This is a genomic window from Exiguobacterium sp. s39 (assembly GCF_018618925.1).
Taxonomy (GTDB): Bacteria; Bacillota; Bacilli; order Exiguobacteriales; family Exiguobacteriaceae; genus Exiguobacterium_A; species Exiguobacterium_A abrahamii.
Genome location: NZ_JACSNA010000001.1, coordinates 260,288 through 287,146, shown reverse-complemented (window position 1 = coordinate 287,146; position 26,859 = coordinate 260,288). Strand labels below are relative to the sequence as shown.

General features: G+C 48.8%; 24 protein-coding genes, 1 riboswitch and 2 other annotated features. Of the genes, 9 read left to right on the top strand and 15 right to left on the bottom strand.

Going from position 1 to position 26,859, the window contains the following annotated elements; translation table 11 throughout:
* Positions 1–23: 23 nt before the first annotated feature.
* From KNQ11_RS01465 to KNQ11_RS01455, 3 genes are all read right to left on the bottom strand, one after another.
* Positions 24–797, bottom strand: a complete 774-nt coding sequence (locus KNQ11_RS01465; protein WP_029341130.1) for a transporter substrate-binding domain-containing protein — start codon at positions 795–797, stop codon at positions 24–26.
* A 288-nt stretch (positions 798–1,085) separates the two neighbouring features.
* On the bottom strand, positions 1,086–1,511 hold the full coding sequence (locus tag KNQ11_RS01460) for a BrxA/BrxB family bacilliredoxin (RefSeq protein ID WP_023467616.1): 426 nt from the start codon (positions 1,509–1,511) through the stop codon (positions 1,086–1,088).
* Positions 1,512–1,541: 30 nt separating this feature from the next.
* Positions 1,542–2,726, bottom strand: a complete 1,185-nt coding sequence (locus KNQ11_RS01455) for a class I SAM-dependent methyltransferase (RefSeq protein ID WP_058265127.1) — start codon at positions 2,724–2,726, stop codon at positions 1,542–1,544.
* Between the two features lie 110 nt (positions 2,727–2,836).
* On the opposite strand from KNQ11_RS01455, the gene KNQ11_RS01450 reads away from it, so the two are divergent.
* Both KNQ11_RS01450 and KNQ11_RS01445 read left to right on the top strand, forming a co-directional pair.
* On the top strand, positions 2,837–3,610 hold the full coding sequence (locus KNQ11_RS01450; RefSeq protein ID WP_058705388.1) for a sporulation protein: 774 nt from the start codon (positions 2,837–2,839) through the stop codon (positions 3,608–3,610).
* Between the two features lie 208 nt (positions 3,611–3,818).
* Complete coding sequence (locus tag KNQ11_RS01445; protein WP_214769117.1) at positions 3,819–5,735, top strand: glycoside hydrolase family 3 protein; 1,917 nt, start codon at positions 3,819–3,821, stop codon at positions 5,733–5,735.
* Between the two features lie 30 nt (positions 5,736–5,765).
* Here the strand turns inward: KNQ11_RS01445 and KNQ11_RS01440 are convergent, their stop codons facing one another.
* Positions 5,766–6,062, bottom strand: coding sequence for a hypothetical protein (locus tag KNQ11_RS01440; protein WP_149426985.1), 297 nt, complete (start codon positions 6,060–6,062; stop codon positions 5,766–5,768).
* A 51-nt stretch (positions 6,063–6,113) separates the two neighbouring features.
* Positions 6,114–6,809: a thiaminase II gene (tenA, locus tag KNQ11_RS01435; RefSeq protein ID WP_214769114.1), complete on the bottom strand. Its 696-nt coding sequence runs from the start codon at positions 6,807–6,809 to the stop codon at positions 6,114–6,116.
* A 73-nt stretch (positions 6,810–6,882) separates the two neighbouring features.
* Positions 6,883–6,989, bottom strand: a riboswitch (TPP riboswitch).
* A 193-nt stretch (positions 6,990–7,182) separates the two neighbouring features.
* Between tenA and KNQ11_RS01430 the strand changes: the two genes are divergently transcribed.
* From KNQ11_RS01430 to KNQ11_RS01400, 7 genes are all read left to right on the top strand, one after another.
* Positions 7,183–8,064 (top strand): DUF1002 domain-containing protein, encoded by an 882-nt coding sequence (locus KNQ11_RS01430; RefSeq protein ID WP_023467610.1) that lies wholly within the window; start codon positions 7,183–7,185, stop codon positions 8,062–8,064.
* 276 nt (positions 8,065–8,340) lie between these two features.
* On the top strand, positions 8,341–10,140 hold the full coding sequence (gene abc-f / locus KNQ11_RS01425) for a ribosomal protection-like ABC-F family protein (RefSeq protein WP_214769111.1): 1,800 nt from the start codon (positions 8,341–8,343) through the stop codon (positions 10,138–10,140).
* Between the two features lie 196 nt (positions 10,141–10,336).
* Entirely contained in the window at positions 10,337–11,800 is a 1,464-nt protein-coding gene (locus KNQ11_RS01420) for an alanine/glycine:cation symporter family protein (RefSeq protein WP_064300273.1), read from the top strand.
* 137 nt (positions 11,801–11,937) lie between these two features.
* Entirely contained in the window at positions 11,938–12,831 is an 894-nt protein-coding gene (locus KNQ11_RS01415; RefSeq protein ID WP_023467607.1) for a diacylglycerol/lipid kinase family protein, read from the top strand.
* 245 nt (positions 12,832–13,076) lie between these two features.
* Positions 13,077–13,793 (top strand): M23 family metallopeptidase, encoded by a 717-nt coding sequence (locus tag KNQ11_RS01410; protein WP_023467606.1) that lies wholly within the window; start codon positions 13,077–13,079, stop codon positions 13,791–13,793.
* A 116-nt stretch (positions 13,794–13,909) separates the two neighbouring features.
* Positions 13,910–15,883 (top strand): penicillin-binding transpeptidase domain-containing protein, encoded by a 1,974-nt coding sequence (locus tag KNQ11_RS01405; RefSeq protein WP_214769108.1) that lies wholly within the window; start codon positions 13,910–13,912, stop codon positions 15,881–15,883.
* Between the two features lie 16 nt (positions 15,884–15,899).
* The gene (locus tag KNQ11_RS01400; protein WP_214769105.1) at positions 15,900–16,370 is read left to right on the top strand and encodes a GNAT family N-acetyltransferase; all 471 of its coding nucleotides are present in this window, start codon (positions 15,900–15,902) and stop codon (positions 16,368–16,370) included.
* A 265-nt stretch (positions 16,371–16,635) separates the two neighbouring features.
* On the opposite strand, the gene trpA is transcribed toward KNQ11_RS01400, so the two are convergent.
* The 10 genes from trpA to KNQ11_RS01350 form a co-directional block, all read right to left on the bottom strand.
* Complete coding sequence (gene trpA / locus KNQ11_RS01395; protein WP_214769102.1) at positions 16,636–17,418, bottom strand: tryptophan synthase subunit alpha; 783 nt, start codon at positions 17,416–17,418, stop codon at positions 16,636–16,638.
* Positions 17,418–18,614, bottom strand: a complete 1,197-nt coding sequence (trpB, locus tag KNQ11_RS01390) for a tryptophan synthase subunit beta (RefSeq protein ID WP_023467602.1) — start codon at positions 18,612–18,614, stop codon at positions 17,418–17,420. Before trpB ends, trpA begins: the two co-directional genes overlap by 1 nt.
* Positions 18,611–19,180, bottom strand: a complete 570-nt coding sequence (locus tag KNQ11_RS01385) for a phosphoribosylanthranilate isomerase (RefSeq protein ID WP_214769100.1) — start codon at positions 19,178–19,180, stop codon at positions 18,611–18,613. Before KNQ11_RS01385 ends, trpB begins: the two co-directional genes overlap by 4 nt.
* Complete coding sequence (gene trpC / locus KNQ11_RS01380) at positions 19,177–19,944, bottom strand: indole-3-glycerol phosphate synthase TrpC (RefSeq protein ID WP_058713633.1); 768 nt, start codon at positions 19,942–19,944, stop codon at positions 19,177–19,179. The genes KNQ11_RS01385 and trpC overlap by 4 nt, the downstream gene beginning before the upstream one ends.
* Complete coding sequence (gene trpD / locus KNQ11_RS01375; RefSeq protein ID WP_035398277.1) at positions 19,941–20,957, bottom strand: anthranilate phosphoribosyltransferase; 1,017 nt, start codon at positions 20,955–20,957, stop codon at positions 19,941–19,943. The genes trpC and trpD overlap by 4 nt, the downstream gene beginning before the upstream one ends.
* Positions 20,958–20,963: 6 nt before the next feature.
* Positions 20,964–21,530 carry an anthranilate synthase component II gene (locus KNQ11_RS01370; RefSeq protein WP_214724482.1) on the bottom strand — a complete coding sequence of 189 codons (567 nt, stop codon included), beginning with the start codon at positions 21,528–21,530 and terminating at the stop codon, positions 20,964–20,966.
* On the bottom strand, positions 21,527–22,921 hold the full coding sequence (gene trpE / locus KNQ11_RS01365; protein ID WP_214769098.1) for an anthranilate synthase component I: 1,395 nt from the start codon (positions 22,919–22,921) through the stop codon (positions 21,527–21,529). The genes KNQ11_RS01370 and trpE overlap by 4 nt, the downstream gene beginning before the upstream one ends.
* A gap of 51 nt (positions 22,922–22,972) precedes the next feature.
* Positions 22,973–23,221, bottom strand: a binding site (T-box leader).
* A gap of 48 nt (positions 23,222–23,269) precedes the next feature.
* Positions 23,270–23,521, bottom strand: a binding site (T-box leader).
* Between the two features lie 56 nt (positions 23,522–23,577).
* Complete coding sequence (locus KNQ11_RS01360; protein ID WP_075642029.1) at positions 23,578–24,846, bottom strand: dihydrolipoamide acetyltransferase family protein; 1,269 nt, start codon at positions 24,844–24,846, stop codon at positions 23,578–23,580.
* 14 nt (positions 24,847–24,860) lie between these two features.
* A complete protein-coding gene (locus KNQ11_RS01355) occupies positions 24,861–25,844 on the bottom strand; it encodes an alpha-ketoacid dehydrogenase subunit beta (protein ID WP_023467596.1) in 984 nt (327 codons plus the stop codon).
* Positions 25,841–26,854, bottom strand: coding sequence for a thiamine pyrophosphate-dependent dehydrogenase E1 component subunit alpha (locus tag KNQ11_RS01350; RefSeq protein ID WP_023467595.1), 1,014 nt, complete (start codon positions 26,852–26,854; stop codon positions 25,841–25,843). Before KNQ11_RS01350 ends, KNQ11_RS01355 begins: the two co-directional genes overlap by 4 nt.
* Positions 26,855–26,859: the final 5 nt, after the last annotated feature.

The following is a 26,859-nucleotide window of genomic DNA, read 5'->3' as shown; positions in this document are numbered from 1 at the left end:
ACCCCCACCCCCATGCACTTGACTTATTTTGCTTCTTTTTGGAACCATTCTTCTGCCAATTTATCGATTTCACCACTGTCAATCATCTTCTTCAACTCTTTGTTGAAATCGTCACGCATCTTGTCCCCTTTTTTGAAGGCGATCGCTGATCCAGCTGGACCATCTTCTTCAATCTGGTACGTTTTCAGGGATGCATCTTGATCCATGTATTTGACGGCAACTGCATCCTCGATGATGAGGGCATCGATCCGACCTGTATTCAATTCTTGAATGATTTCTGGGATTTTGTTTAAAGGAACTGCTTCGCTATCTTTGAAGCGATCTTTTGCGAGTCCCTCTTGGATCGAACCAAGCTGGACACCGATTTTTTTGCCTTTGAGTTCGTCTTCCGAACTAATCGCTTTATCCTTCGTCATGACTAAGTTTTTTGATTCGAAGTAGATGTCCGTGAAGTCAGCGTTTTTCTTACGCTCTTCTGTCGGTGTCATGCCCGCCATGACGAAATCGACACGACCTGAGCTGAGGGCACCGAGTAGGCTTCCGAATTCCATGTCTTCGATTTTTAAGTCATACCCGAGATTTTTCGTGACTTCCTTGGCGATCGCAACGTCGAACCCGACGATGTCCTCTCCTTTTTTCGTATCGATGTATTCAAACGGGAAGTAATCCGCTGACGTTCCCATCGTCAATACTTTATCGCTTTTGCTTGATCCACCTGTTGATTCTTCCGACGCGCCACATGCTGCCATCGTGACTGCCAGAATGCCTGCCATTGCCGTTGCTAATAATTTTTTCATTCGAGTTTTCCCCTTCCAACGCTCAATTGTCAGAACTTTAACAATAGTATGACTTATGTGTATGTCCAATTCAATACCGAAAAGCCTGACCTGTTCTATTGCTTTTAGGATATACGAATATTTATTCACTGTAAAGCATAAATATATAAATTTTTTTGACTTTCTATTCATAAATCATGCATAAATGACTTTTTATACATTTTTGCAAACGCTTTCAACTTTAAAATTTATTATCTTAATCTCATGAATGCGTAAAAAAAAGACCCCTTTATCAGGAGTCTTCTTTGCTTATGCATAGATTTCAATCAATGATTCAAGTTTCTCGACGACCTCTTCTGCCGTGAACGATTCGATGTCGAACCGCTCGACCATCGAGAGGATGTTTCCATCTTGCATTAATGCAAATGACGGAGATGAAGGTGGATAACCTTCGAAGTATTCACGCGCACGGTCTGTCGCTTCGCGATCTTGTCCAGCGAATACCGTGACGAAATGATCGGGCTTGATGCCCTCTTTCCGATTAACGTACGCTGCAGCAGGACGGGCGATCCCGCCAGCACATCCACACACCGAATTGACAAGGACAAGTGTTAGCCCTTCGCGTTTCATTGCTTCATCCACGCTCTCTGGAGTCGTTAATTCTTCAAATCCAGCAGCTTGCGCTTCTTTGCGGGCTGTTTGGACGACATCTTCAAAATACATTTGGAAATCCATCGTATTGCCTCCTTTGATTCGTTCTCCTTCTTATTGTACGAGTTTCGGTGAAATCTGTCCAAGTCTGCCGCTTAATTCAGTTTCTAAAAATGGTCGGGCATGCAACAAATCACGGAACGCGATGTAACGATCGATTTTCTCTTCCGTTGGTCGCTTGTTTTGTTTGTATGCTCGAATCAAGATGTTCTTCGGTGTGTGCTCGAGATCAATGAATTCGAGCAACTGCGCTTCATATCCGACCAGTGTTAGCAACTCGGCACGAATCGAATCTGTCGCCAGTGATGCGAATTTTTCTTTGATCAGTCCGTGCTGGAGCATGACATCGAGTGGCGAACAGTCCAGTTGACGGTTCAATTCCTTTTGACAGCACGGTACGCTCAGGATGACTGATGCATTCCAGTCGACAGCTCGTGCGAGTGCGACGTCCGTCGCGACATCACAAGCGTGAAGTGTCACCATCAGGTCGACTTCCGTCTCCCCTGTGTAATCATGAACGTCCCCGACGCGGAATGTCAGATCGGTATAATCCAGATCACGCGCAATTTGCGTACATTCTTCGATGACTTCTTTCTTTAAATCAAGACCTGTCACTTCGAGGTCGAATCCTTTGACGACTTTTAGATAATGATAGAGAGCAAACGTCAAATACGATTTTCCGCATCCGAAGTCCAAGATCCGGAGTTTTTTTCCTTTTGGCAAGGCAGCAATGCTATCCTCGACAAATTCAAGAAAGCGATTGATTTGTTTAAACTTATCGTACTTCTGTTTTTTGACTTGACCCGCTTCCGTCATGACGCCTAAGCGAATCAGAAACGGAACCGGCACACCGTCTTCTAATAGATAGGTTTTTTTGCGGTCATGCGACAAGAGAGCTTTCATCGGCTCCTTTTTGGATGTCTTGAGCGCGACTTTCAGCTTTTTCGAGAGCTGGAATTGCCATTCCTCTTCTTCAAAACGGAATAAGAATTGGCGGAATTCCGTGAACCAGTCATCGAGTCGCCCGACGAAATCGTCAATTAAAATATTTTCATGCTTCATAACGCGTTCAAATTGAAACTCTACCTGCATCATCACCGTATCTCTTAATAGAATCGGTTTTACCTTGATTCGTCGGAGATCATTTGATTTTTGACGCGGATTACTTATCGTTGCATGGATCAGTGTTCCTTGCGTGATTTGCGAGGCAAGACTCGCTTTTAATTCATGTAGTTCCACTAGTCGTCCCGTCCTTTTCTGATGTTCTTTCGAAACTGTAGCAAATTCGTACCTGTTCGACAAGTTTACACGCTTCATCATTCGTACGTAATCAAAAGGAGGAATTCATCATGTTCAAAAAAATTCTATCGCAAATCGGAATTGGTGCTGCTACGGTCGATACACGCTTGACGGATGACCGCTGTGAACCAGGCGGTCAAATTCACGGTGTCGTCCATATCAAAGGCGGAAACGTCGATCAAGAAATTGATCGAATTTATCTTGAATTCAACACGCAGTACAAACAAGAAGTCAATGATAGCACGACGTTTACGACCTTTACGCTCGACCGATTTGCCTTAAATGAAGCGAAGTTCACGATTGAAGCGGGTGTCGAGCGGGAAATTCCCTTTACATTACGCGTCCCGCTGAATACGCCACTCTCCGTCAGTCAATCGAAATCGTGGATCGAGACGGGACTCGACATCGCTCAAGCCGTCGATCCATCTGACCGTGACGCTGTCATCGTCGAAGCAAACCGCTACCAAGCAACAGTCTTAGATGCAATGGAGTCACTTGGCTTCCGATTGAAAAAAGCCGACACGGAAAAATTACCTGGACGATTCCGGAAAGATTTACCGATTGCTCAGGAGCTTGAATATTCAGCTCGCAATACACACTACGCTCATAAACTGGATGAGATTGAAATCATCATGCTTCAAGACGGGTCTGGGATTGATTTAATCGTCCAAGTCGATCGTCGTGCGCACAGTCTCGGATCATTGTTCAGTGAAATGGCTGGTGCGGATGAGTCAATGATCAAACTGCGTCTGTCCAATAGTGAATTGCAGGATCAATCGTTCGTCGAACGTCAGCTGACAAGCATCGTGGAACGCTATAGCTGATCAATCGATCGACTTTACTTGAAAGTGATTCCTCTTCAGGGGGAGTCACTTTTTTTCATTCAAGTCAGTCTGTCTAAAAACACGTTTGAAATTTATTTCAATTTGAAATCGTTTACAAATAAAATATTGTTTTAAAACAAACACCTTGCTATACTGTCCGTATTGAAAAGAATTCCAGTCACGGTTTGACTAAAGGAGGACGTACATCATGAAAAAAATCGGACAGTTCACGTTAACAGCCGGACTCGCAGCAGTACTCGTCTCAAGTAGTTTACCCGTCATGGCAGAGGCAGGATCTTCAGCCGATCGGATCAGTCACAAAATCGACACGATGACACTCGAACAAAAAATCGGGCAGATGATCATGCCGGACTTCCGACAGTGGAATGGCAGCAATCATACGTCGCTTGCCCCAGAAGTCGCGAACATCATCGATCGCTATGATTTAGGCGGCGTCATCTTGTTTGCTGAGAACGTCAGCGAAACCGAACAGACGACGAAACTCGTTCATGATCTGCAAGAAGTCGTCAAACAAGACGACAGCAACGATATTCCGCTGTTCGTCACGATCGACCAAGAAGGCGGCATCGTCACTCGGCTCGGAACAGGAACGAACTTACCCGGCAATATGGCGTTAGGTGCGACCCGTAGTAGTGCATATGCGAATGATGCCGGTCACATCATCGGTTCGGAACTGCGTGCACTCGGCATCAATGTCAACTTCGGTCCGGATCTTGATGTCAACAGCAACCCTGGAAATCCCGTCATCGGTGTCCGCTCGTTCTCGAGTGATCCGGAGCTCGTCGGCACACTCGGTTCCGCTTTGATGAAGGGAATTCAGTCTGAAGGTGTCGCGGCGACCGCCAAACACTTCCCGGGTCACGGCGATACGGCGACCGATTCCCACTATGGATTACCGGTCGTTGACCGATCCCTGCAGGAGCTAGAACAAGTCGAGCTCGTACCGTTCAAGCGAGCTATTGCTGAAGACATCGATATGATCATGACAGGACACATCGGGATGCCGCAAATCGAACCTGAAGTCGTCACGTCGACAAATGGTACCTTCCCTTTACCTGCGACGTTATCGGATGATGTCATCACGGGCGTACTGCGCGAAAAACTTGGCTACGATGGCATCGTCATCACAGACGCGTTGAACATGCAGGCGATCGCCGACAACTTCACGGAATCAGAAGCCGTCTTAAAGACGTTTGACGCTGGAGTCGACATCGCGCTCATGCCGACGATCCTTCGTTCCGAGCAAGATGTCACAAAGCTCGATCAGATTTTCAAGGATGTGATCGCAGCAGTCAAAGATGGTCGCCTCTCAGAGGAACGGATCGATCAATCGGTTGAGCGGATTCTGACACTGAAAGCAGAACGCGGAATTTGGAACGGTACGACTGACACGACATCCCTAGCTGAAAAAATCGCGCAATCGAACCAAATCGTCGGTAGTCCCGAGCATAAAGCAAAAGAACGTGCGATGACGGAAGCCGCGGTCACACTCGTGAAAAATTATCAGCGGACCTTACCATTCAAACCGAAAAAGAACGCAAATGTTCTTGTGATCGCTCCTGCGGCGGATCAAACGGACAGCATGAAAAAAACGATCGCTTCCCTACCGAAGAATCGGAACTGGCACGTGATGACAGCGAATTACTCGGCTACTACGCTACCGCTCGACCAAAACCCGACATTACGGGCGCAACTCGATGCAGCAGATTACATCATCGTCGGTTCCAACGTCAACACGAGTGCTAAACTACTACCTACTGCACCAGAACAAGCGATTCCGGCTTCGATCTTCCGCTATGCGAAACAAACGGATACACCATCCGTCCTGCTCAGTCTCCGTAACCCATACGATGTCGCCGTTCAACCGGACGCACCGGCACACGTCCTCGTCTATGGCTTCAAAGGCGATCCAAACGGTCCAGACTCCGAAGCAGGCAATCTAAAATCAGCGGGACCGAACCTGCCTGCAGGTATCCGAGCGATCTTCGGAACGTTCAAACCGCAAGGCACTTTACCGGTTGATGTGCCGGTCTTTCAGAACGGTGTCTTTACCGATCAACTGCATCTCGAATTCGGTGACGGCTTTAAAAACTGGAAAAAATGATGACGTGATACACCAAAAGACCGAAGCTCCTTAAAGGATGCCTCGGTCTTTTAATGATTGATACGGATATTCAGTTTCTTCTTTCGCACGATGGTAGACGCGGTATAACCAATAAGTCAGCAGTGCATAGACGACGATGACAAGAACAGCAGAAATATAGCTTCCCATGCTATACGCTACCTTGAAGTTTCGAGTCGATGCGGATATACCGGATAACACAATCAACGTTGGGATGATAAGTCCTACAAATCTTACTTTGACTTTACCAAGCATTCGTTGCATAGCATATGCCGCGAGGATCACGAGTGCGATGACTACGATTTCCATTCCAATCCCTACTTTCACCAGATGGTATTCCTAATTCTACCATCTACTGGTTTAAGAAGATACCGGGCGTGCTGGAATCTTTTCGTAGACCGACGTGAACGTCTCTTCCGTCCACCCCATGTGCCAGAAGAGTAACTCATAGTAACAACTTGTCACGAAATGACGTTTCATCCGCTCGCGTTCCATCGGGCTCGCTTGTTCCGCCAGCGCATCAAGCCGTGCAATCTGTTCAAAGACGACCTTTTCAAACCATTCCGAGCTGTACGTGTCGATCCATTGCTGATAGATTTTTTCTTCCGGAGTACACGTCAGTAATTGCTGTCCGACTTCATAATACAACCAGTAACATGGCAAGATGGCAGCAATCGTCTCACCGAGCGTTCCTTCACTCGCATGATGCATGTGGGAGACATACGCATATGCTGTCGGTGCCGGTTCAAATGCTTCAAGATCTGCTTCCGTAATACCGAGCGGCTCAAAAAATGATTGATGTAAGCTCAACTCTGCCTCGTAAGTCGAAGTAGCATGCTCGGCAAGTGTCGCGATCGTCGCGAAGTCGTCTGCTTTTGACGCTGCCTTCGCTTGAATCTTCGCAAAGTGTTTTAAGTAATAGGCATCCTGCATGACGTAATGCCGAAATTTCGAGAGCGGTAACGTCCCCTCCCCGATTCCTTGTACAAATGGGTGCGTAAAACTACTATCCCAATACGCTTGTGCCGCTTGTTTGATTTCTTGTGTGAATGTCATGATCTCATCCTCCTCGTTTAGTATGAAACGAAAAAACACCACCCCGAAACACACGGGCATGGCGCAAGAAGAACAAGACTTGACGCCACTTCCCTCCGTAAGTACGAACTTAATCAGGTTCAAAGGGTCCGAACGTCTTCGTTCGTCTCAGTCGGTCTACCGACTCCCCTAGTGGTCATTATTCGATTCCCATCCACTATAGCATGCTGAAAATGGAAGTCAAGTTGTCCTCTTTTCGCTATACTATGGAGTGTCAGAAGACGGATGCCGTCTCCATCTACAGACCGATTCCGAACTTCTTTCGTTCTCGTACACTAACTTTAGTACCTGATACTATAATTCATTCTGTTACTTACAATTGGAGGATTTCATTATGCATACACCAACAAAAATCATGGCGTCAGCCGTTATCGCTTCTGCTCTATTACTCCCGACAGCCGCATCTGCCGAACAAGTCGTCGATAAGACGATCGTCACACTCGGGGAGTCGCTCGGCGCAAAGGATAAAGCATGGGTGCTTTCCCGTCTCAATGCACCGGAAGGCATCACACCGATCATCGCCACTTCTGCTGACGAAGAAAAATATCTCGGGAAAAACATTCCACAGTCGCAAAAAGGTGGCAACATGTATTCGTCGGCTAAGATCGAACTGACGGAAAAAGGTGATGGACTTTCCGTCTCGACGGAGAACATCACATGGGTGACAAAGGATATGTATCTCAACGCTCTCGTCACAGCGGGTGTCAAAGATGCCGATATCACGATCACTTCTCCCTACAAGGTGACCGGGACATCGGCACTGACAGGAATCATGAAAGCGTACGATCAAACTTCCGCTGAGACTGGAATTAAGTTAAGTGACGAACGCAAGGATTTAGCACAGCAAGAATTATCGGTCACATCAGACGTCGGAAAAACGGTCGGCACGGATAAAGTCGCTGACTTAATGAATGAGATCAAGGCTGAGATCGCCAATCAAAAACCGGAAACCAAAGTCGAGATCGAAAACCTGATCGTCCAAGTCATTCAAAACAACAATATCCAGTTGTCTGACGCACAAATGGACCGGTTGACGAATCTATTCAATCAAATGGAGCAAGCGAACATCAACTGGGGACAAATCGAGAGTGGTTTGAAAAATGCGGGGCAAGACATCCACGCGTTCGCAACATCAGAAGAAACGAAAGGTTTCTTCGCTAAATTATTCGATGGACTCAGTGACTTCTTCAGTTCAATCGCTGGCGTGTTCAAATAATTCAGACTTCCGTAACTGACAAAAAAATAGTAAACTAGAGATATCTGAAACGAAAGGTGGTGTGAAAAGATGGACTTTGCCGCGTGCAAACACTGGTTGATGGAACAATTGTATCTGTTGCGCGCGATTTTTCATGGAATGGCGTTCTAAGGCACCCGTCTGCCCTTTTTTAGAACTTCATGATTGAAAAATACAGCAAAGCGCATCTTTCACACGTGATGGAGAGTGCTATTTGCGCTCTCCTTTTTTTGATGCGCGCGAAAGGATCAATTGATTATGATGATTTGCGACATTCAACACCTAACCAAACAATTCGGAGGCGAAACGATCTTAACGGATGTTTCCCTCTTCTTAAACGAACACGACCGTGTCGGTCTAATTGGACGAAACGGGAGTGGCAAGACGACATTACTCCGCTTGCTCGCTCGCCTTGAGCAACCGGACGGTGGTGTCATCTATCAAAAGAGCGGTTTGACGATCGGCTATTTGGAACAACTTCCTGTATATAGTGAGACGATGACCGGACTCGACGTCCTTTGGACAGCGTTTGAAGACATCCTCGCGATCCGTTCTCGGATGCAACAGTTGGAGCAAATGATGGCGACAGCACCAGAGAATCTGGATGCGTTACTCGCACGATATGCGGAAGCGACGAATGCGTTCGAACAAAAGGATGGCTATCTACTCGACTCGAAAATCGAGCGCATGGTGAACGGGTTACACCTTCGTCCGTTACTCACTCGTCCTTTCCACCAGTTGAGCGGTGGTGAACAGACGAAGATTTGTCTCGGTCGCATGTTACTCATGGAGCCAAATCTGCTCATTCTTGACGAACCGACGAACCATCTTGATTTAGCTGCCGTGGAATGGCTAGAGCAGTTCTTACGGGACTACACAGGAACCATCCTGCTCGTCTCTCACGACCGGGTCTTCTTAGACGCCGTCGTCACCTCGATCGTTGAACTCGAGGACGGTGAACTGACAACCTATATAGGGAATTACAGCGCGTTCGTCGTCGAACGAGAACGTCGCTTGATGGAACAGTTCCACGCCTACCAAGAGCAACAGAAAAAAATAAAGAAAATGAAGGAAGCGATTCGTCGACTCCGGCAATGGGCAAACGAAGCGTCTCCACCGAGTGAGAAATTATTCCGTAAAGCAAAATCAATGGAACGAGCACTCGAGCGGATCGAACGGATTAAACGACCACAACTCGAAGCCAAAACCGCTGATGTCTCCTTCTCTTCCACTGATCACACGAGCCAAGTCGTCTTTCGCGCTGAAGAACTCTCGTTTGCTTACGGAATTCGCCACATTTTTGATGACGTCTCGTTCGAGATCATGGCACAGGATCGGATCGCGATCGTCGGAACGAATGGGAGTGGGAAATCGACGTTGCTCTCACTGCTGCTTGACGAATTATCACCAGAGGCAGGCACACTCACGCGTGGACCATCGAATCGGATCGGTTACCTGTCCCAGCATGCCCATTTCGAGGAGGACGCGCGGTTAATCGACTGGTTTAGAGACCGGATTGCCGTTCCAGAAGCGGAAGCCCGCCATATCCTAGCCCGGTTCCTGTTCTTTGGACCAACTGTCTTTCGGTCCATTTTGTCACTGAGCGGAGGCGAACGTGTGCGATTGCAACTCGCCGTCCTCGTTCATTCGTCGGTCAATGTATTAATTCTCGACGAGCCGACGAACCATCTCGATATTGAATCAAGAGAGACACTCGAAGAAGCACTCGAGAATTTTTCTGGTACATTGATTGCCGTCTCACACGACCGCTATTTCTTAAATCGGCTTTTTCCGCAGATCCTGTGGCTCGAAAATGGTCTGACGCGTTATCATGGTACGTATGCGTATGCTCAACAGAAGCGTACTGAGTTCGCTACGTCTTCCTCACTCCACGTAACCCCTCAAAAACCAAAACGCTTGTCACAACATGAGTTAGAAGTGCAGATCGAGCGGCTTGAACAGAAATTAGCAAAACGTGAAAAACCGACCGATACCGTTTCTAAAAGCATCCAACAGCAACTCGATGACCTATACGAACAATTGCTACAGTATGGATGATTTAGCTTTACTTGCCTGTCACTCTCGATACCGAGAGTGGCAGTTTTTTCGTTCACCTACAATGTTTTTAACTCCTAACATTTAGCTAACTTTATTAAGTTTTAAAATTTTATTTTATTTTGTTGTTGCTTATTGTCTGAAAATTCGTATAATTTAGCGTATAGCTTTTATTATTCTTTGGGAGGAATACACCATCATGAACGCCATTCAGCAAGTCATTCAAGGAAGTGTCGATTACGCCAACAATATTTTATGGTCGTATGTATTAATCGCTGTATTGATCGGCGGCGGGATCTACTTCACGATCCGAACTGGCTTCATCCAATTCACTTACTTAAAAGAGATGTTCCGCGTCACGCTCGATAAAAGTGAACAAACAACAGACGATAAAGGAGAAAGCATCACTTCTCTCCAGTCATTCTTCATCGGTGCGGCGACACGGATCGGTACGGGTAACCTTGCCGGTGTCACGATTGCCGTCACACTCGGCGGACCAGGTGCCGTCTTCTGGATGTGGATGGTCGCTCTCTTAGGGGGCGCGACGGCTCTCATCGAAAGTACACTGGCTCAAGTCTATAAAGTACGCGATACGAAATCGAACGCATACCGTGGTGGTCCTGCCTACTACATCGAAAAAGGCTTGAAGAACCGAGCTCTCGGAATCGTCTTTGCAATCTTGATTGCTGTGACGTTCGGCCTTATCTTCAACTCCGTTCAATCAAACACGATTGCCGCTGCCTTTGACAATGCGTTCGGTATCAACACAGCTGTCGTCGGCGCAGCACTCGTCGTCTTGACGGGACTCGTCATCTTTGGTGGTGTCCACCGTGTCGCGAAGTTCTCTGCAATCATCGTTCCTATCATGGCAGGTCTCTACTTGATTGCTGCTCTTTATGTCGTCGTTACGAACCTGACGGAACTTCCTGGTGTGTTCGCAATGATTTTCAAAAGTGCCTTCGGAATCGAGCAAGCATTCGGTGGCTCGGTCGGTGCTGCAATCTCACTCGGTGTCAAACGCGGATTGTTCTCAAACGAAGCGGGAATGGGGTCTGCTCCGAACGCTGCGGCGGCGGCTGAAGTCTCTCACCCAGCAAAACAAGGTTTCTTACAAACACTTGGTGTATTCCTTGATACGTTGATCGTCTGTACAGCGACAGCAACGATTATTCTCCTCAGTGATAGTTATGCTGCTGGAAATGGCGAAGGAATCGGCATGTTGCAAAACGCGCTCTCCGAAGAATTTGGTGCAATTGCCCCACCATTCATCGCACTCAGCGTCTTCTTGTTTGCTTTTAGTTCGATCGTTGGTAGTTACTACTACGGTGAGACGAACATCGAGTTCATCAAACAAAGTCCAGCAGCCGTCTTCGGTTTCCGGATTGCGACAATGGGCTTCGTCTTCATCGGATCTGTTCTCAGCCTCGGTATGGTATGGAGTTTTGCCGATCTCTTCATGGCAGGCATGACATTAATCAATATGACAGCGATCCTCCTCTTGAGCGGCATCGCTCTCAAAGTCATCAAAGATTATCAGGAACAACGGAAACAGGGACTCGATCCTGTCTTCTCAGCAAAAGCACTCGGGATTGAAAATACGGAGTGTTGGGACGTTGAAGAAGAAGCTCGTCCTGCTGCTGGTGAAGTGCCGCCATCACAATAATTTAACTCTGAGTTCAAACTTCAACACCGAGGAAGCCATGCGCCTACTCGGTGTTTTTATTTGTAAAAAAGAATTTGGATTATGTTTTCATCGGACAGGGAAAAAGTCAACAGATTGTCCCGAAGGAGGAATTCATCTTGTCTCAAGCCATGTTGATCATCAACCCGTCTTCTGGTAAAGAACTCGGAAAAAAACACGCGACGCTCGCTGAAGAGACGCTTGCTACTCGCTTTGAAACCGTCGACGTTCGGTTCACGGAAAAAGAACACGATGCGACGGAATTTGCGCGTCATGCTGCCCAGTCTAATTACGATGCTGTCATCGCCATGGGAGGTGACGGAACGGTCAATGAAGTCATCACCGGAATTGCCGAACAACCGCATCGCCCAACACTCGGGATCGTGCCACTCGGAACGGTCAATGACTTATCGCGCGCATTACACATTCCGACGGATCCCGAAGAGGCGATTCAGATTCTAGCTGACGCCCCTGCCCGACCGCTCGATATCGGTAAATATGATGACCATTACTTCATGAACGTCATCGCTGTTGGTCTGATTGCAGAAGCCGTCGAGGAGGTCAGTGTCGAACAAAAAACGTCACTCGGATCGGTCGCTTATTTCATTGAAGGTCTAAAAGCCTTCAAGGATCATAGCCCCTATCCGATTGAAATTGATTCTGCTGAGAAACAATTTGATGGAGAAGCACACTTGTTGATTATCGCCTTGACGAATTCCGTCGGAGGGTTCGAATCCTTTGCAGAAGACGCAAAAGTCGATGATGGACTGTTGCATGGGTTCATCATTACGAAGCTTGGATTCTTTGATGCGCTCCAAGCATTACCCAAACTCATCACGGGGGGATTATCAAAAGCCGATCAAATCGAACACTTCACGACGACACGTGTCGAAATTCGCTCGAAAGAAGAATTGCCGATTAATGCCGATGGGGATACAGCAGGTCATGTTCCTGTGACTGTCGAAGTGCTCCCGCAACATTTAACCGTGTTTTCACCCTCTTCTGCTGAATAACAGTATAGGTTCATCGAAAAAAGAACTGACTCTTCGTCAGTTCTTTTTTACTTATTAATCCATTACAATATATGTTAACAAAGCGTAATTTTGAAACATATTTGAAATATTTTCGTGTTATTGACGATGCTATAATCATCTCAGGCGAAAAATCATTCTTTAAAATAAATAAATATACATAAATTCTTACAATTTTGTAATGATCCGTTCTGTCGCTTCAGATTTTTAAGGAGGAAAAACACTCAATGAAACGTTTACTTACAACAATGACAATGACAGCTTTGGTAGTTTCAGGTTTTGCAACAACGAGTGCTTCGAAAGTTGAAGCTGCAACGACATATAAGGTAAAGGTCACAGCAGACGGGCTTCGTGTCCGTACAGGTCCATCAACAGCTTATAAAATCGTCGGTAGCGTCAATACAGGACAGACATTCAATTATCTCGGTGTTTCCGGTTCATGGACAAAAATTTCATACGGTGGCGCATCACGCTACGTTTCTTCTACATACGTAAAAAAATACAGCACAACGACTTCGTCAAAAGCAACGACTGGCTTCTCGCGTCCAGCAAGCGGTCCAATCACGCAAGGATATGGTGCTGCAAGTGGCGTTTACGGTTATACGTTCCATAACGGCATCGATATCGGTGCTCCAACAGGCACACCTGTCTATGCATCGGCTGCTGGTAAAGTCATCACATCCCGTTATTACGGCGCATACGGAAATCACGTCATGATGACGCATACCGTCAATGGCATTCAATATACGACGGTGTATGCACACTTAAACAGTCGCTCTGTCTCAGTCGGACAAACGATTGCTAAAGGATCGAAAATCGGTACGATTGGTGCGACAGGTAACGCATTCGGTGCGCACCTCCACTTCGAAATGCATCGCGGTCCTTACGTCTACAGCGGAACGTCTGCTGCAAACAGTGTCAATCCACTCAATTACTTCAACTAAGCTTGATTCACCGGACTTCTCCCCATGAGAAGTCCGGTTTTGTGTTTCAGATGAAATCTCCTGACAGGAGTGGTACGGTATGATTATGAGTCTAATCCACAACGGAGGCGAAACACATGAAACGAACGATCCCCTTTCTTTTATCAGCGACGTTTGGTGTGACGTTACTTGCCGGATGTCAAGATCAGCCGACACCCGAAGAACGTCTTGATGCCTACATCAAACTTTGGGAAAAACAAGATTACGATAAGATGTATACGTACGCGAGTACGGCTACTAAAAAGGAATACGGAAAAAAAGAATTCATCGACCGGACAAAACAGTTGTCGAAATCGCTTGATATCAAAAAGTTATCCGTCGAACGGAAGAAAGCAAAGGAAGCAACGGATGACGAAAAAGCGTCCCTTCCCGTACGAATCTCCTTCGATACGGTTGCAGGATCTGTCGCTTATGATAAACAAGTCCCGTTAACATTCGAGAAACAAGGAGAAACAGAAAACTGGTTCATTGACTGGGACTCTTCGTTTGTTCTAAAAGACTTTAAGAAAGAAGACAAGGTTCAGTTAGAAACCGTAGAAGGCAAACGTGGTGATTTACTCGACGCGAACGATAAACCGCTCGCGACCTCCGGTAAAGGGTATGCTGTCGGCGCCACTGCAGGACAACTTAAAGATGTCGACCAAGTTGCCGAGTTGCTCGACCGCCCGACCTCATCGGTCGAAGATTCCTTAAAAGCAAGTTGGGTCAAGGATGGACAATTCGTTCCGCTCAAAACACTGACCGACGAAGCAACGGTTGAAAAATTGCGTGACATTCCTGGAATCAGCGTCAAAGAGACAGAAGTCCGAACGTATCCACTTGGTAAAGCAGCCTCTCATTTAATTGGATATATCGGTTCGGCAACAGCAGACGAGATTAAAGAATCGAAAAATAAAATCCAAGCTGGCGAACAAGTCGGGAAACGGGGTCTTGAACAAGTCCTTGATGATCGGTTACGCGGTAAAGCCGGTGCCTCGATCATTCTACAAAAGAAAGACGGATCAAGCGTTACCGTTGCTGAAACGAAACCGACGGATGGTGAGGATATTCCGTTGACGATTGATGCTACGCTCCAGAAAAAGACGTACGACACGATGCAGGAGGATCCAGGAACGGCATCGGCAATCGATCCGCGGACTGGTGAGACACGTGTCTTACTCAGCTCCCCTGGCTTTGATCCTTCTGAATTCATGTCAGGGATCTCGCAAGCGCGACTCGATGAATTGACGCAGGATCCGGATCAACCATTGTTGAACCGATTCACGAGTGCTTTCGCACCCGGTTCGACCCAAAAACCCCTAACGGCCGCGGTTGGTTTAAAGAGTGGAACACTCGACCCGGAAAAAGCCTATACAATCAATGGACTGAAAAATAAGATCGATGGTTTTAACGTCACGCGGATTCACGAGACGCCAGCACCCGTTAATCTGCACAATGCGCTCGTTTATTCAGACAACATCTATTTCGCCCGCTCAACACTCGAACAGGTCGGAACGAAGGCGTTCACGTCTGGACTTGAAGCACTCGGATACGGAGAGAAACTACCGTTTGCGTATCCGTTACGCGCTTCTCAAATCTCAAACGACGGGACGATCGCTTCAGATGGACAGCTGATGGATACGTCCTACGGACAAGGACAGATGCTGACGAACATTCTCCATCTAGCGTCGATGTATGAAATTTTCCTGACAGATGGAACAATCTATCGCCCGACCCTTTTACAAGAGGAAAAAACGAAGCAAGTCTTCAAAAAGGATCTGCTGGATGCAAAAGACGCGAAGATGATCCGCGATGATCTTTATGACGTCGTCCATAACGGTTACACGCTCCCAGCTGACATCAAGGAAGTCGATGTTGCCGGTAAGACCGGTACGGCAGAATTGAAAAAAGCAGGCGAAACCGATGGAAAAGAAAATGGCTTCTTCGTCGGTTACGACAACGACAAAAAAGATCTTCTCGTTGCCATCATGATCGAATCGGTCGAAAAAGAAGATCGTGGCAGTCCGTATGTATCGGGACTCGTCGCCGAAGTACTCAAACAAAATCGATGATTGGAGTGATTGCTTGATGATCCGCACGAGCCGTATTTCAGACCTTCCTGCCCTATTTTCCTTGACGGCAGAGACGTTCGAGCATCATAAGCGGTTATCGTCTCATTTTCATCCGGATGTTTTGACGCCATACACGCTCGAGTCCTTAAGACAAACGCTTGATTCAGAACAACACCTCTGTCTGACGGCACTCAACGGAGACGACATCACCGGTTACTTGTTTGGCAAATGGACGGCGCCAGCAGCCAATCGATTCACGCCAGTCCGGATCTTGAACATCACTGACGTCGGTGTCACCTCATCCCATCGTTCATTCGGAATTGGTCGCCAGTTGATGCAGGCGGCAGAAGAACTCGCGCTCGAGCGAAAGGTCGATGCTGTTCGCTTAAACGTCTGGGCGGTCAACGATCGTGCCGCCACGTTTTATGAGGAACTCGGATTCGAACCACTGTATACGAACTTGCAGAAGTCGCTCGTTCAACAGTGACATCTATACGAAAAAGAAGCTGACTCAAAAAAAAGAATGACGCGTCTTTTCACGCCCTTTCCTCAGGCGAGACACAAGCCAGCTTCCCTGCTTCATTTAAGCAGGAAAGCTGGTCTTGTTCGTCTCTAACAGCGCATAAATGCGCCTGTTCCTGTAAGAGTGGTGTGTGACGCGTCATTCTTTTTGTTACGAGATAAGGGTGGCAGATCATCATTCTGCCACCCTTATCTTTGTATAGACTGACTTTTGAGTCAGGTCCTTTTTATTAATGCGACGGCGTCGCCGCAAGACGTGCTGCCATCAACTGTTGAATTGTTTCTCGATCGTTCTGATGCAGTAAATCGACGATTTTACTGCCGACGATGACCCCCGAGACTGGGCGGCTCAATTGTTTGACGTGTTCCGGTGTACTGATCCCGAACCCGGCAAGGACTGGTACTGGACTATTTTCTGCGACGTTCGCTAAGTGGTCTTCAAGCGCCGTATCAAACGTCGTCTGTCCACCTGTCGTTCCGTTGACCGTGACCGCATAGAGGAATCCTTCACTTTTATCGGCAATCTTTTGAATCCGCTCCATCGGACTCGTCAAGGAGACGAGTTGGACGAGCGCGATGTCCGATTTGTCCTCTTGCTCGAAAAACTGTTCGCTCTGCTCAAGCGGCAAATCAGGAATGATCAGTCCATCGACCCCGACTTTGCGACATGTCGCTAGAAACGCCGTTAATCCGTAGCGGAAAATCGGATTTAAGTACGTCATCAAGACGACAGGAACATCGACGGTCTGACGAGCAACGCGAACTGCCTCGAGGACATCCTTCAGTCCAACGTTCGCTTCTAGCGCCCGGAGTCCCGCTTCTTGAATGACCGGACCGTCAGCGACAGGATCCGAAAACGGAACACCGACTTCAATCGCTGTCGCTCCGGATTCAGCGAGAAACGACAGGATTTCCGGGAGTTGATCGATTCCTCCATCTCCCCCCATGACGTACGGAATGAAGGCTTTCTCCCCTTTGCTCGTAACGGTACGAATGGCTGTTTCTAATCGCATCACGCTTCCCCCTTTAGTGCGTTTCTGACAGTGACGACGTCTTTATCGCCCCGTCCTGATAAGCAGATGACGAGAATCTCTTCCTTGTCCATCTCTGCCGCGAGTTGAGTCGCGTAGGCAATCGCGTGTGCCGACTCAAGTGCCGGGATGATTCCCTCCTTGCGGCTCAACAACTGGAGTGCTTCGAGTGCTTGTTCATCGGTCACCGCTTCATATTGGACGCGACCGATATCTTTTAGCAAGCTATGCTCCGGTCCGACACCCGGGTAATCGAGTCCAGCTGAGATCGAGTGCGCTTCTTGTACTTGACCATGCGCATCCTGTAAGAGATACATCATCGAGCCGTGCAAGACACCGACCTCTCCTTTTGTCATCGTCGCTGCGTGTTTCTCTGTGTCGATTCCGCTGCCCGCCGCTTCAATGCCATACAATTTTACATCTGTATCATCGATGAACGGGTGGAACATCCCGATCGCATTACTACCGCCGCCGACACAAGCGACGATCGCCTCTGGTAGACGCCCCTCTTTTTCGATGATTTGGCGTCGTGTCTCTTTTCCGATGACCGCTTGGAAATCACGGACGAGTTGCGGGAATGGGTGTGGTCCGAGAACAGAACCCATCAAGTAATGCGTGTCTTCGACGTGTTTGACCCAGTAGCGGAGTGCTTCATTGACGGCATCTTTGAGTGTCCGACTGCCTTGTGTGACTGGGATGACGGTTGCTCCAAGTAACTCCATCCGGAAGACGTTCAATTCTTGACGGCGCACGTCCTCTTCTCCCATGAAGATGACACACTCGAGATCGAGTAAGGCACAGACCGTCGCTGTCGCGACACCGTGTTGTCCTGCCCCTGTCTCAGCAACGATTTTTCGTTTCCCCATCCGTTCAGCCAATAACGCTTGACCGATCGTATTGTTGATTTTATGGGCACCGGTATGGTTCAAGTCTTCTCGTTTCAAGTAGATCTTTGCGCCACCGATCGTTTGCGTCAAATGTTCGGCAAAATAAAGTGGTGTTTCACGTCCGACGTATTCTTTCAATAATTCGTCCATCCGCGCTTGAAACGCTGGATCTTCTTTTACGGTTGCGTAAGCTTCTTCGAGTTCGATCACTGCGTGCATCAATGTTTCCGGGATGTAGCGTCCTCCGTATTTACCGTATTGTCCTAGTGTATCCGGTTGTGCGTAGCTCATACTTCTCTCTCCTTTACGGCATCTGCGAATGCCTGCATTTTGATGGGATCTTTCCGTCCATCCGTCTCGATGCCACTTGAGACATCGACGGCGAACGGGTGATATCGTTTGATTGCTTCTCCGACGTTTCCTGCTGTCAAGCCACCGGCAATGAACAGTGGTCGATCGGCTTGAATGTCTCGTGACCAGTCGAATGTCTCGCCACTTCCAGCAACCGGTGCGTCAACGAGCAAATAATCCGTCTGTTGCTCTACTTGTCCGATGTCCGTCACCGGAATCGCTTGAATGACGGGAACTGGTAACTCTCCGTTCGGAATGACACCATGAATTTGGACGAGATCTAGCGCGACTTGTTCGACCGCGTCGGTCACCTGCTGGTAAGTCGGGGAGACGAAGACACCGACGACTTGGACCGTTTTTGGAATGTCGCGTCTGAGACGAGCCGCCTCTTCCAGCGTGACCTGTCGTTTACTTTTAGCAAAGATAAAGCCGATGTAGTCCGCTAAGCGAACTGCCGCTTCGACATGTTCTCTTTCCCGGAGACCACAGAACTTAATCCGTGTCATACGCGAACGCCACTCACTTCTCGGATGAAGACTTGCGGATCGTCTGCCCGCATCAACGTCTCGCCGACGAGGATCCCGTCTGCACCGGCAGCGTGTAATCGCTGTGCTTCCTCGACCGTCTTGATGCCACTCTCACTGATATACCGGACGTCCGGTTGTTTTTGTTCGAGTAATCCGACCGATGTCTGTAAATCAACTTCGAACTTTTTCAAGTTCCGGTTGTTGATGCCAATGATTTGCGCACCAATCGCCTCTGCTCGGCGTAACTCCTCTTCGTCATGGACTTCGACCAAGACCTCAAGTCCTTCTGCGTAAGCATACGCATACAAGTCAGCAAGCGTCTCCTGCTCGAGAGCGGCGACGATTAAGAGAATCAACCGTGCCCCATGTGCTTTTGCCCGGTCGATTTGAATCCGATCAATCATGAAATCCTTACAAAGCACCGGGATGTCGACTGCTGCAGCGACTGCCGCTAAATCGTCCATCGACCCTTTGAAGTACGTCTCGTCCGTCAAGACGGAGATGACGGTCGCCCCACTCGCTTCATATTGTTTTGCCTGAGCGACGACATCGACGTCGAGTGCGATTGCCCCTTTTGATGGCGACGCTCGTTTGATTTCCGCGATGACGGATAAATCCGCTCCCGCTAGTCGTTGCTTAATCGACGGCTTCAATGCCTCCCGACTGATCCGTTCGACCCCGTTTAATTTTAATTGCAGGACTTCTGCTCGTTTCGTTTCGATGATGCGATCTAAGATATTCATCCGATTGCTTCCTCCCGTGTCATTTGTCGTAATTGGTTCAATCGTTCCATCGCCCGTCCTGAGTCGATGCTATCTGCTGCTAAGGCGATTCCTTCTTCGATCGTCTTCGCCCGATTTGCTGCAAAGAGAGCAATTCCCGCATTGAGTAGAACCGTGTCGCGATAAGCACCATGCTCTCCACCAAGAACACGGAGTAAAATCGCCGCATTCTCTTGTGCACTACCTCCGCGAATTGCTTCAAGCGGTGCGGTCTTCAGTCCGACTTCCTCCGGGTGAAGACTGAAGCGGATCAGCTCGCCTTCGTCGAGTAAGACGAGTTGGTTCGTTCCGGCAAGGGATGCTTCATCCATTCCATTCGCACCGTGTAAGACGATTGCCCGCTTCCGTCCGAGTCGGTGCAATGTCAACGCCATCGTCTCAAGCATATCCTCCCGGTAAATTCCTAATAGTTGTGTCTTGAGCGGAACCGGGTTCGTCAATGGACCGATCAAGTTAAAGATCGTTGGAATCCGCAGATCGCGTCGGACCTTCATGATTTGCTTGACGCGTGGGTGCATCCGTTGCGCAAACAAGAAGGCGATTCCGTTCGACTCGAGCTGTTCTGCTAAACGTTCCGGTGTCGCATCGAGCGAAACCCCGAGTGCTTCGAGCACATCAGCGCTGCCCGTTTTACTCGAGACACTCCGATTCCCGTGCTTCGCGACTTTCATGCCGGCACCTGCCAGAACGAAGGCGGCTGTCGTACTGATGTTGAACGATTGTGAGCCGTCGCCTCCAGTGCCGCAGTTATCCATGAAATCGCCGGTGACCGGAATGTCGAGGGCGACCTCGCGCATGATCGAAGCGAGACCGGCTAATTCTTCTGCAGTCTCCCCTTTTGCTTTCAATGCGACGAGAAAAGCGGCAATTTCGCTATCGGTAACGTCTTCCGCAAATAGTTCGCGTGCTGCCTGTTGCATTTCTTCATATCGTAAATGTTTTGCTTCTGCTAATTTCAATAACGTCTCTTTCATCGTTCGTCACTCCTTTGTCAATTCAATGAATCGTTTAATCATCTGCTGTCCTTGTGGTGTTCCGACAGATTCAGGATGGAACTGGATTCCGAAGGTCGGATGCGTCCGGTGCTCGAGTGCCATGATCGTCCGGTCATCCGTTTCTGCTGTGATGACGAGCTCCGTCGGTAAGTCGTTGCGAGCGACGATCAGCGAATGATAGCGCATGACCTCTAACGTTTCCGTCATGTCGTCGAAGAGTTGTCCCGATTGTCGGATCATCGATGTCTTTCCGTGCATGATGATCGGTGCTTCGACGACGCGTCCTCCGAATGCTTCGCCGATTGCCTGATGTCCGAGACAGACACCGAGAATTGGTACTTGACCCGATAATTGACGAATGAGATCGATGCAGATGCCAGCGTCAGCCGGGCGACCGGGACCGGGTGAGAGGATGATGCCGTCTGGTTTCATCTCGCGTAGTTCTTCGATGCTGACCGCATCGTTTCGAATGACGTGAACGTCAGTATAAACGGATGCGTATTGGTATAGGTTATAGGTAAAAGAATCATAATTATCAATTAGGACGATCATTTCCAAACCTCCAGTAGTGATTTCGCTTTGTGTAACGTCTCCTGGTACTCGAGGCGTGGAATCGAGTCGTAGACGATGCCAGCTCCTGCTTGAACAGAAGCGACACCATCCTTGATCACCATCGTCCGGATCGCGAGGGCAAAATCCATATTCCCTCGAACATCGAAATAGCCGACAGCCCCGGCATATACTTCTCGTTTCACCTGCTCGTACTGGTCGATCAACTGCATCGCTCGGATTTTCGGAGCTCCCGTGACCGTCCCTGCCGGTAGACAAGAGACGAGTGCGTCTGCTCCAGTCTTCCCGTCTGCTAGCGTACCTTCAACGACCGAGACGAGATGCATAACGTTCTTGAATCGTTCGATTTGCATGAAGCGCGTCACCTCGACGGTACCAATCTGGCAAATCCGTCCTAAGTCGTTGCGTCCAAGATCGACAAGCATTCGATGTTCGGCTCGTTCCTTCTCGTCGTGCAGCAACTCTTCTGCTAACCGTCCATCTTCCTCTTTCGTCTTCCCCCGGCGCCGGGTGCCGGCAATCGGATTCGTCGTCACTCGATTCCCTTTGACTTGGACCAAACTTTCCGGGGAGGCCCCGAGTACGATTGCTTCGCCTAAGTCGATATAAAAGAGATAGGGACTCGGATTATCCTTACGAAGCTTCCGATAAAATTGGAACGGATCACCTGAGAACGTCGCATCAAGTCGTTGCGAGAGAACCAGTTGGAAGACGTCGCCTTGGCGGATGTGTCTCTTCGCTTGTTCGACGAGTCCTTCAAACGTCTCTTGATCCATTAACGGTTCATAGACGACATCCCGGAGTGGACGCTCGATGTCCGTTCGCTCCCGTGGTTGCTCAAGTTGCGCTTTCCGTTCTGCTAAACGTTGACGTAATTCATCACGATCGGTGATGCCACCGAGCGACGTCTGAATCAAATGAACACGATGTTCGAGATGATCGAACAGGATGATTTGGTCGTATACAGCGAGTAGCGCGTCCGGTAGTTGGCGCGTTCGCTCAGGAACCGCTCCGAGTGTTTCATAGGCGCGCATCATGTCGTAACCGACATATCCGATCCCACCCGCTAAAAACGGAAGGTCTTCTTCGACGCCAACCCGGAGGATCATCTGTTGCATCAGTCGTACTGGATCACCCGTTTCCTGCGTCAATCGACCTGTCGTCAACTGTTCCCGCGTCACGGTTTGCCCCTCTGCCCGAATCATCTCCACCGGATCGACACCGATGATCGAATACCGTCCTTGATCCGTATGCGCAGAACTTTCAAGTAAACATTTCTGTGTTCCGCTCAGTTGTTGAAAAATCATGATCGGCGTCATCTCGTCGCCGTTTAGTTCAAGTTGTTCGATGATAAGTGTGTCTGTCTGAACCATCCCTGTTCGCCTCCTGGAATATAAAAAAGTCCCCCACACAGCGTATGCTGCATGGAGGACGATTATCTCGCGGTGCCACCTCTCGATTGGAACGGTTCGACCGTTCCCACTCTGTCTGATGCGTCTAATAAGAGACATCATAGCCTACGATAACGGGGGCATCCGTCGCGACCTACTTCTTCGTTCAGCCACGCTCTCATGAGACCATTCACGAAACCTCGCCGTACGGAAGTCGCACCATTCTTCCGCTCTCTGAAACGCCGATGTTGTCTCGCTACTTAACTCACTCTACGATTTGTTCGATTCGATTGTATACGAAAAGGGTCTTCTCGCCCATTCATGTAGAACATGAAGGACGGGAAGACCCGCGGTACCACCTTCGTTGACGATGCTGACACCGTCCCCTTTGAAACGAACCGGACCGTTGTCCTGATTCGTCGACCCCGATAACGGGAGGAACCCGTCAGAGCCTACTACCCATTGAAGGGATTCGGTCTGAAGCTCAGAAGGCCATTCGCTTGTTGCCCGATACTGATTCGCACCACCCATCAGCTCTCTTGAATCGTTTCACAAGTTACTTCTCTTCGTCTTTGCTATCGTGTGTTGAATTGATTCTTATATTACGATGCTTCTTCTTCCCTGTCAACTGGAAAAACTCAGTACAAGGAAAGTTGGTTCGGATCAATCGATTCGAGCGCTTGTTTGACAGTTTGTAGGAACTGTCCGGCAACGAGTCCGTCGAGCACCCGGTGGTCGATCGACATACAGAGGTTGACCATGTCGCGTGCTGCAAACATGCCGTTCACCCAAACTGGACGTTTGACGATTGATTCAACGGATAGAATCGCCGCCTGCGGGAAGTTAAGGATCGGTGCTGATTGGATTGAACCGAATGAGCCCGTATTGTTGACCGTAAACGTCCCGCCTTGCATCTCTGCAGACGACAACGTGCCGGCTTGTGCCCGTTTCCCGAAGTCATCAATCGCGCGTGCGATCCCCTTGATGCTTAGTTCATCCGCATTCTTGACGACTGGTACGAACAGAGCGTCCTGCGTCGCGACAGCAAGTGATAGGTTGATCGCTTTCTTTTGAATGATCTTATCTCCCGCCCATGTCGAGTTCATGATTGGATGTTTCTTCAATCCTTCGACTGTCGCCTTCATGAAGAATGGTAAGAACGTCAATTTGACCCCTTCTTGTTTGAAGAACGCATCTTTATGACGATTACGTGCTTCGACCAAGTTCGTTACATCGACTTCGATCATCAACCAAGCATGTGGCGCTTCGTGTTTCGCGCGAACCATGTTCGAAGCGATCGCTTGACGCACACCGGCAGTCGGAATCTCGATGTCGCCCGTTTCCGTCGGTTGTGGTGCACTGACCGGACGTTTTGGTGCGGGTGGTGCTTCTGCCGGAGGCGCTACCGGAGCCGCTTGCGCTTCCGGTTTTGGTTCCGTTGCTTGTGGTGTCGGGATCGATCCAGACTCAATCAATTTCAAGAGATCTTTCCGGGTAATCCGGCCGCCCGCTCCTGTACCCGTCACTTGTTCAAGATCAATGCCGTGTTCGCCTGATAATTTCAAGACCGCTGGTGAATAGCGTTTTTTCATCGATGTATCAGCCGACGTCGTTTCTTCGACAGCCGGTACTTCTTGTTCGGTCGCCGCGACTTCCGTTGATCCGCCGCTGACTTGCATCGTGACGATCGCGTCACCGACTTGCAACGTATCGCCTTCTTCTGCAAGCAGTTTTTCAATCACACCATCAAACGAAGATGGGACTTCTGCCGTTACCTTATCGGTAATGACTTCTGCAATCGGATCATATTTTTTGACAGTATCGCCCGGTTTGACAAGCCACATCGAAATCGTTCCTTCAGTAACACTTTCCCCGAGTTGTGGCATCGTAAGTGTTTCAGTCTTCATTGGTCAGTTCCCCCTTAGTATGCGTGTAACGTCCGGATTTTGTCTTCAATTTTCTCACTTGAGATGTTGAAGAACTTCTCCATCGTCGGAGCGTATGGCATCGCTGGTACGTCTGGACCACAGAGTCGTTCGATTGGTGCATCGAGATCGAACAATGCTTCTTCTGCAATGATCGCCGACACTTCACTCATGACGCTACCTTCTTTATTGTCTTCTGTGACGAGCAAGACTTTCCCCGTCTTTTTCGCTGCTTCGACGACTGCTTCGCGGTCGATTGGATACACCGTCCGCAAGTCAAGGATGTGGACATCGATTCCGTCTTTTTCAAGGCGTGTTGCTGCCTCAAGTGCCATATGAACACATAGCCCATAAGTGATGATCGTCACGTCTTCGCCCTCACGCTTGACGTCTGCTTTACCGATTTCGACCGTATAGTCGCCTTCAGGAACATCCCCTTTTAACAGACGATAGCCTCGTTTGTGCTCAAAGAACAAGACCGGATCATTCGAACGAATCGCTGCCTTTAGCAATCCTTTTGCGTCATATGGATTCGATGGGATGACAATTTTCAGACCAGGCGTCGAGTTGAACATCGCTTCGACCGACTGAGAATGATAAAGTGCCCCGTGAATACCGCCGCCGAACGGTGCGCGGATGACGATCGGACACGTCCAGTCATTGTTCGAACGGTACCGAATCTTCGCTGCTTCACTGACGATTTGGTTGACCGCTGGCATGATGAAGTCAGCGAATTGCATTTCAGCAATCGGACGCATGCCGTACATCGCAGCTCCAATTCCGACACCGGCAATCGCACTCTCAGCGAGTGGTGCATCGATGACACGTTCTTCTCCGAATTGTTCGAGCAATCCTTGTGTCGCCCGGAAAACACCACCACGGACACCGACGTCTTCGCCGAGGATGAAGACGGACTCGTCGCGTTCCATCTCTTCTTTGATTGCACTATTGATCGCTTCGATTAAACTTAACGTCGTCATTTTGTTTCCTCCTCGTCGTACACGTAACGTAATGCATTTTCTGGCGCATCGTAAGCTGCTGCTTCCGCATAAGCCGTTGCTTCGTCGACTTCTTTCTCCATCGCTTGTTCGATTTCAGTCGCTGATTCTTCCGTCAGGACGCCCATTTCAATCAAACGCGCACGGAAGAGTTTGATCCCGTCACGTGCTTTTAAGGCATCGAGTTCTTCAGCAGAACGGTACGATTTATCGTCATCATCGGATGAGTGTGGCACGAGGCGTTCGACTTCAACTTCGATCAAGGTCGGACCTTCTCCCCGTAATCCGCGCTCGCGTGCTTCCTTGACGACTTTGTAGACAGCGAGTGGGTCAATGCCGTCCACCGTATAGCCTGGCATACCATAGCCGATCGCCCGATCAGCAACGTGTTTCGCCGACAGCTGTTTCGAGAGAGGTGTCGAAATCGCGTATTTATTGTTTTCACAGAACAAGATGACCGGGAGTTTATGAATTCCGGCGAAGTTCGCCCCTTCATGGAAGTCTCCTTGGTTTGAAGAGCCCTCTCCGAACGAGACGTAAGCAACGAGTGGTTCCTTACGCATCTTCGCAGCAAGTGCGATCCCGACAGCATGTGGGACTTGTGTCGTGACCGGACTTGAACCCGTGACGATATTCAAGGCACGTGAACCATAGTGTCCTGGCATTTGACGACCACCTGAGTTCGGATCTTCTGCCTTTGCGAATGCCGACAGCATGATATCGCGTGACGTTTGACCGAAGTGTAAGACGACGCCTAAATCACGGTAATACGGCAAAATGTAGTCCGTTCCTTTTTCAAGGGCGAACGCTGCACCGACTTGAGCCGCTTCTTGTCCTTGACATGAGACGAGGAAGGGAATTTTACCCGCTCGGTTCAACTTCCACATCCGTTCGTCGATCTTCCGCGCACGGACCATCGTTTCGAACATCTGAATCGCGTCCTGTTCCGTTAATCCGAGTTCTACTAATTCTTTGAATTCTATTTTTTCCATCCGTA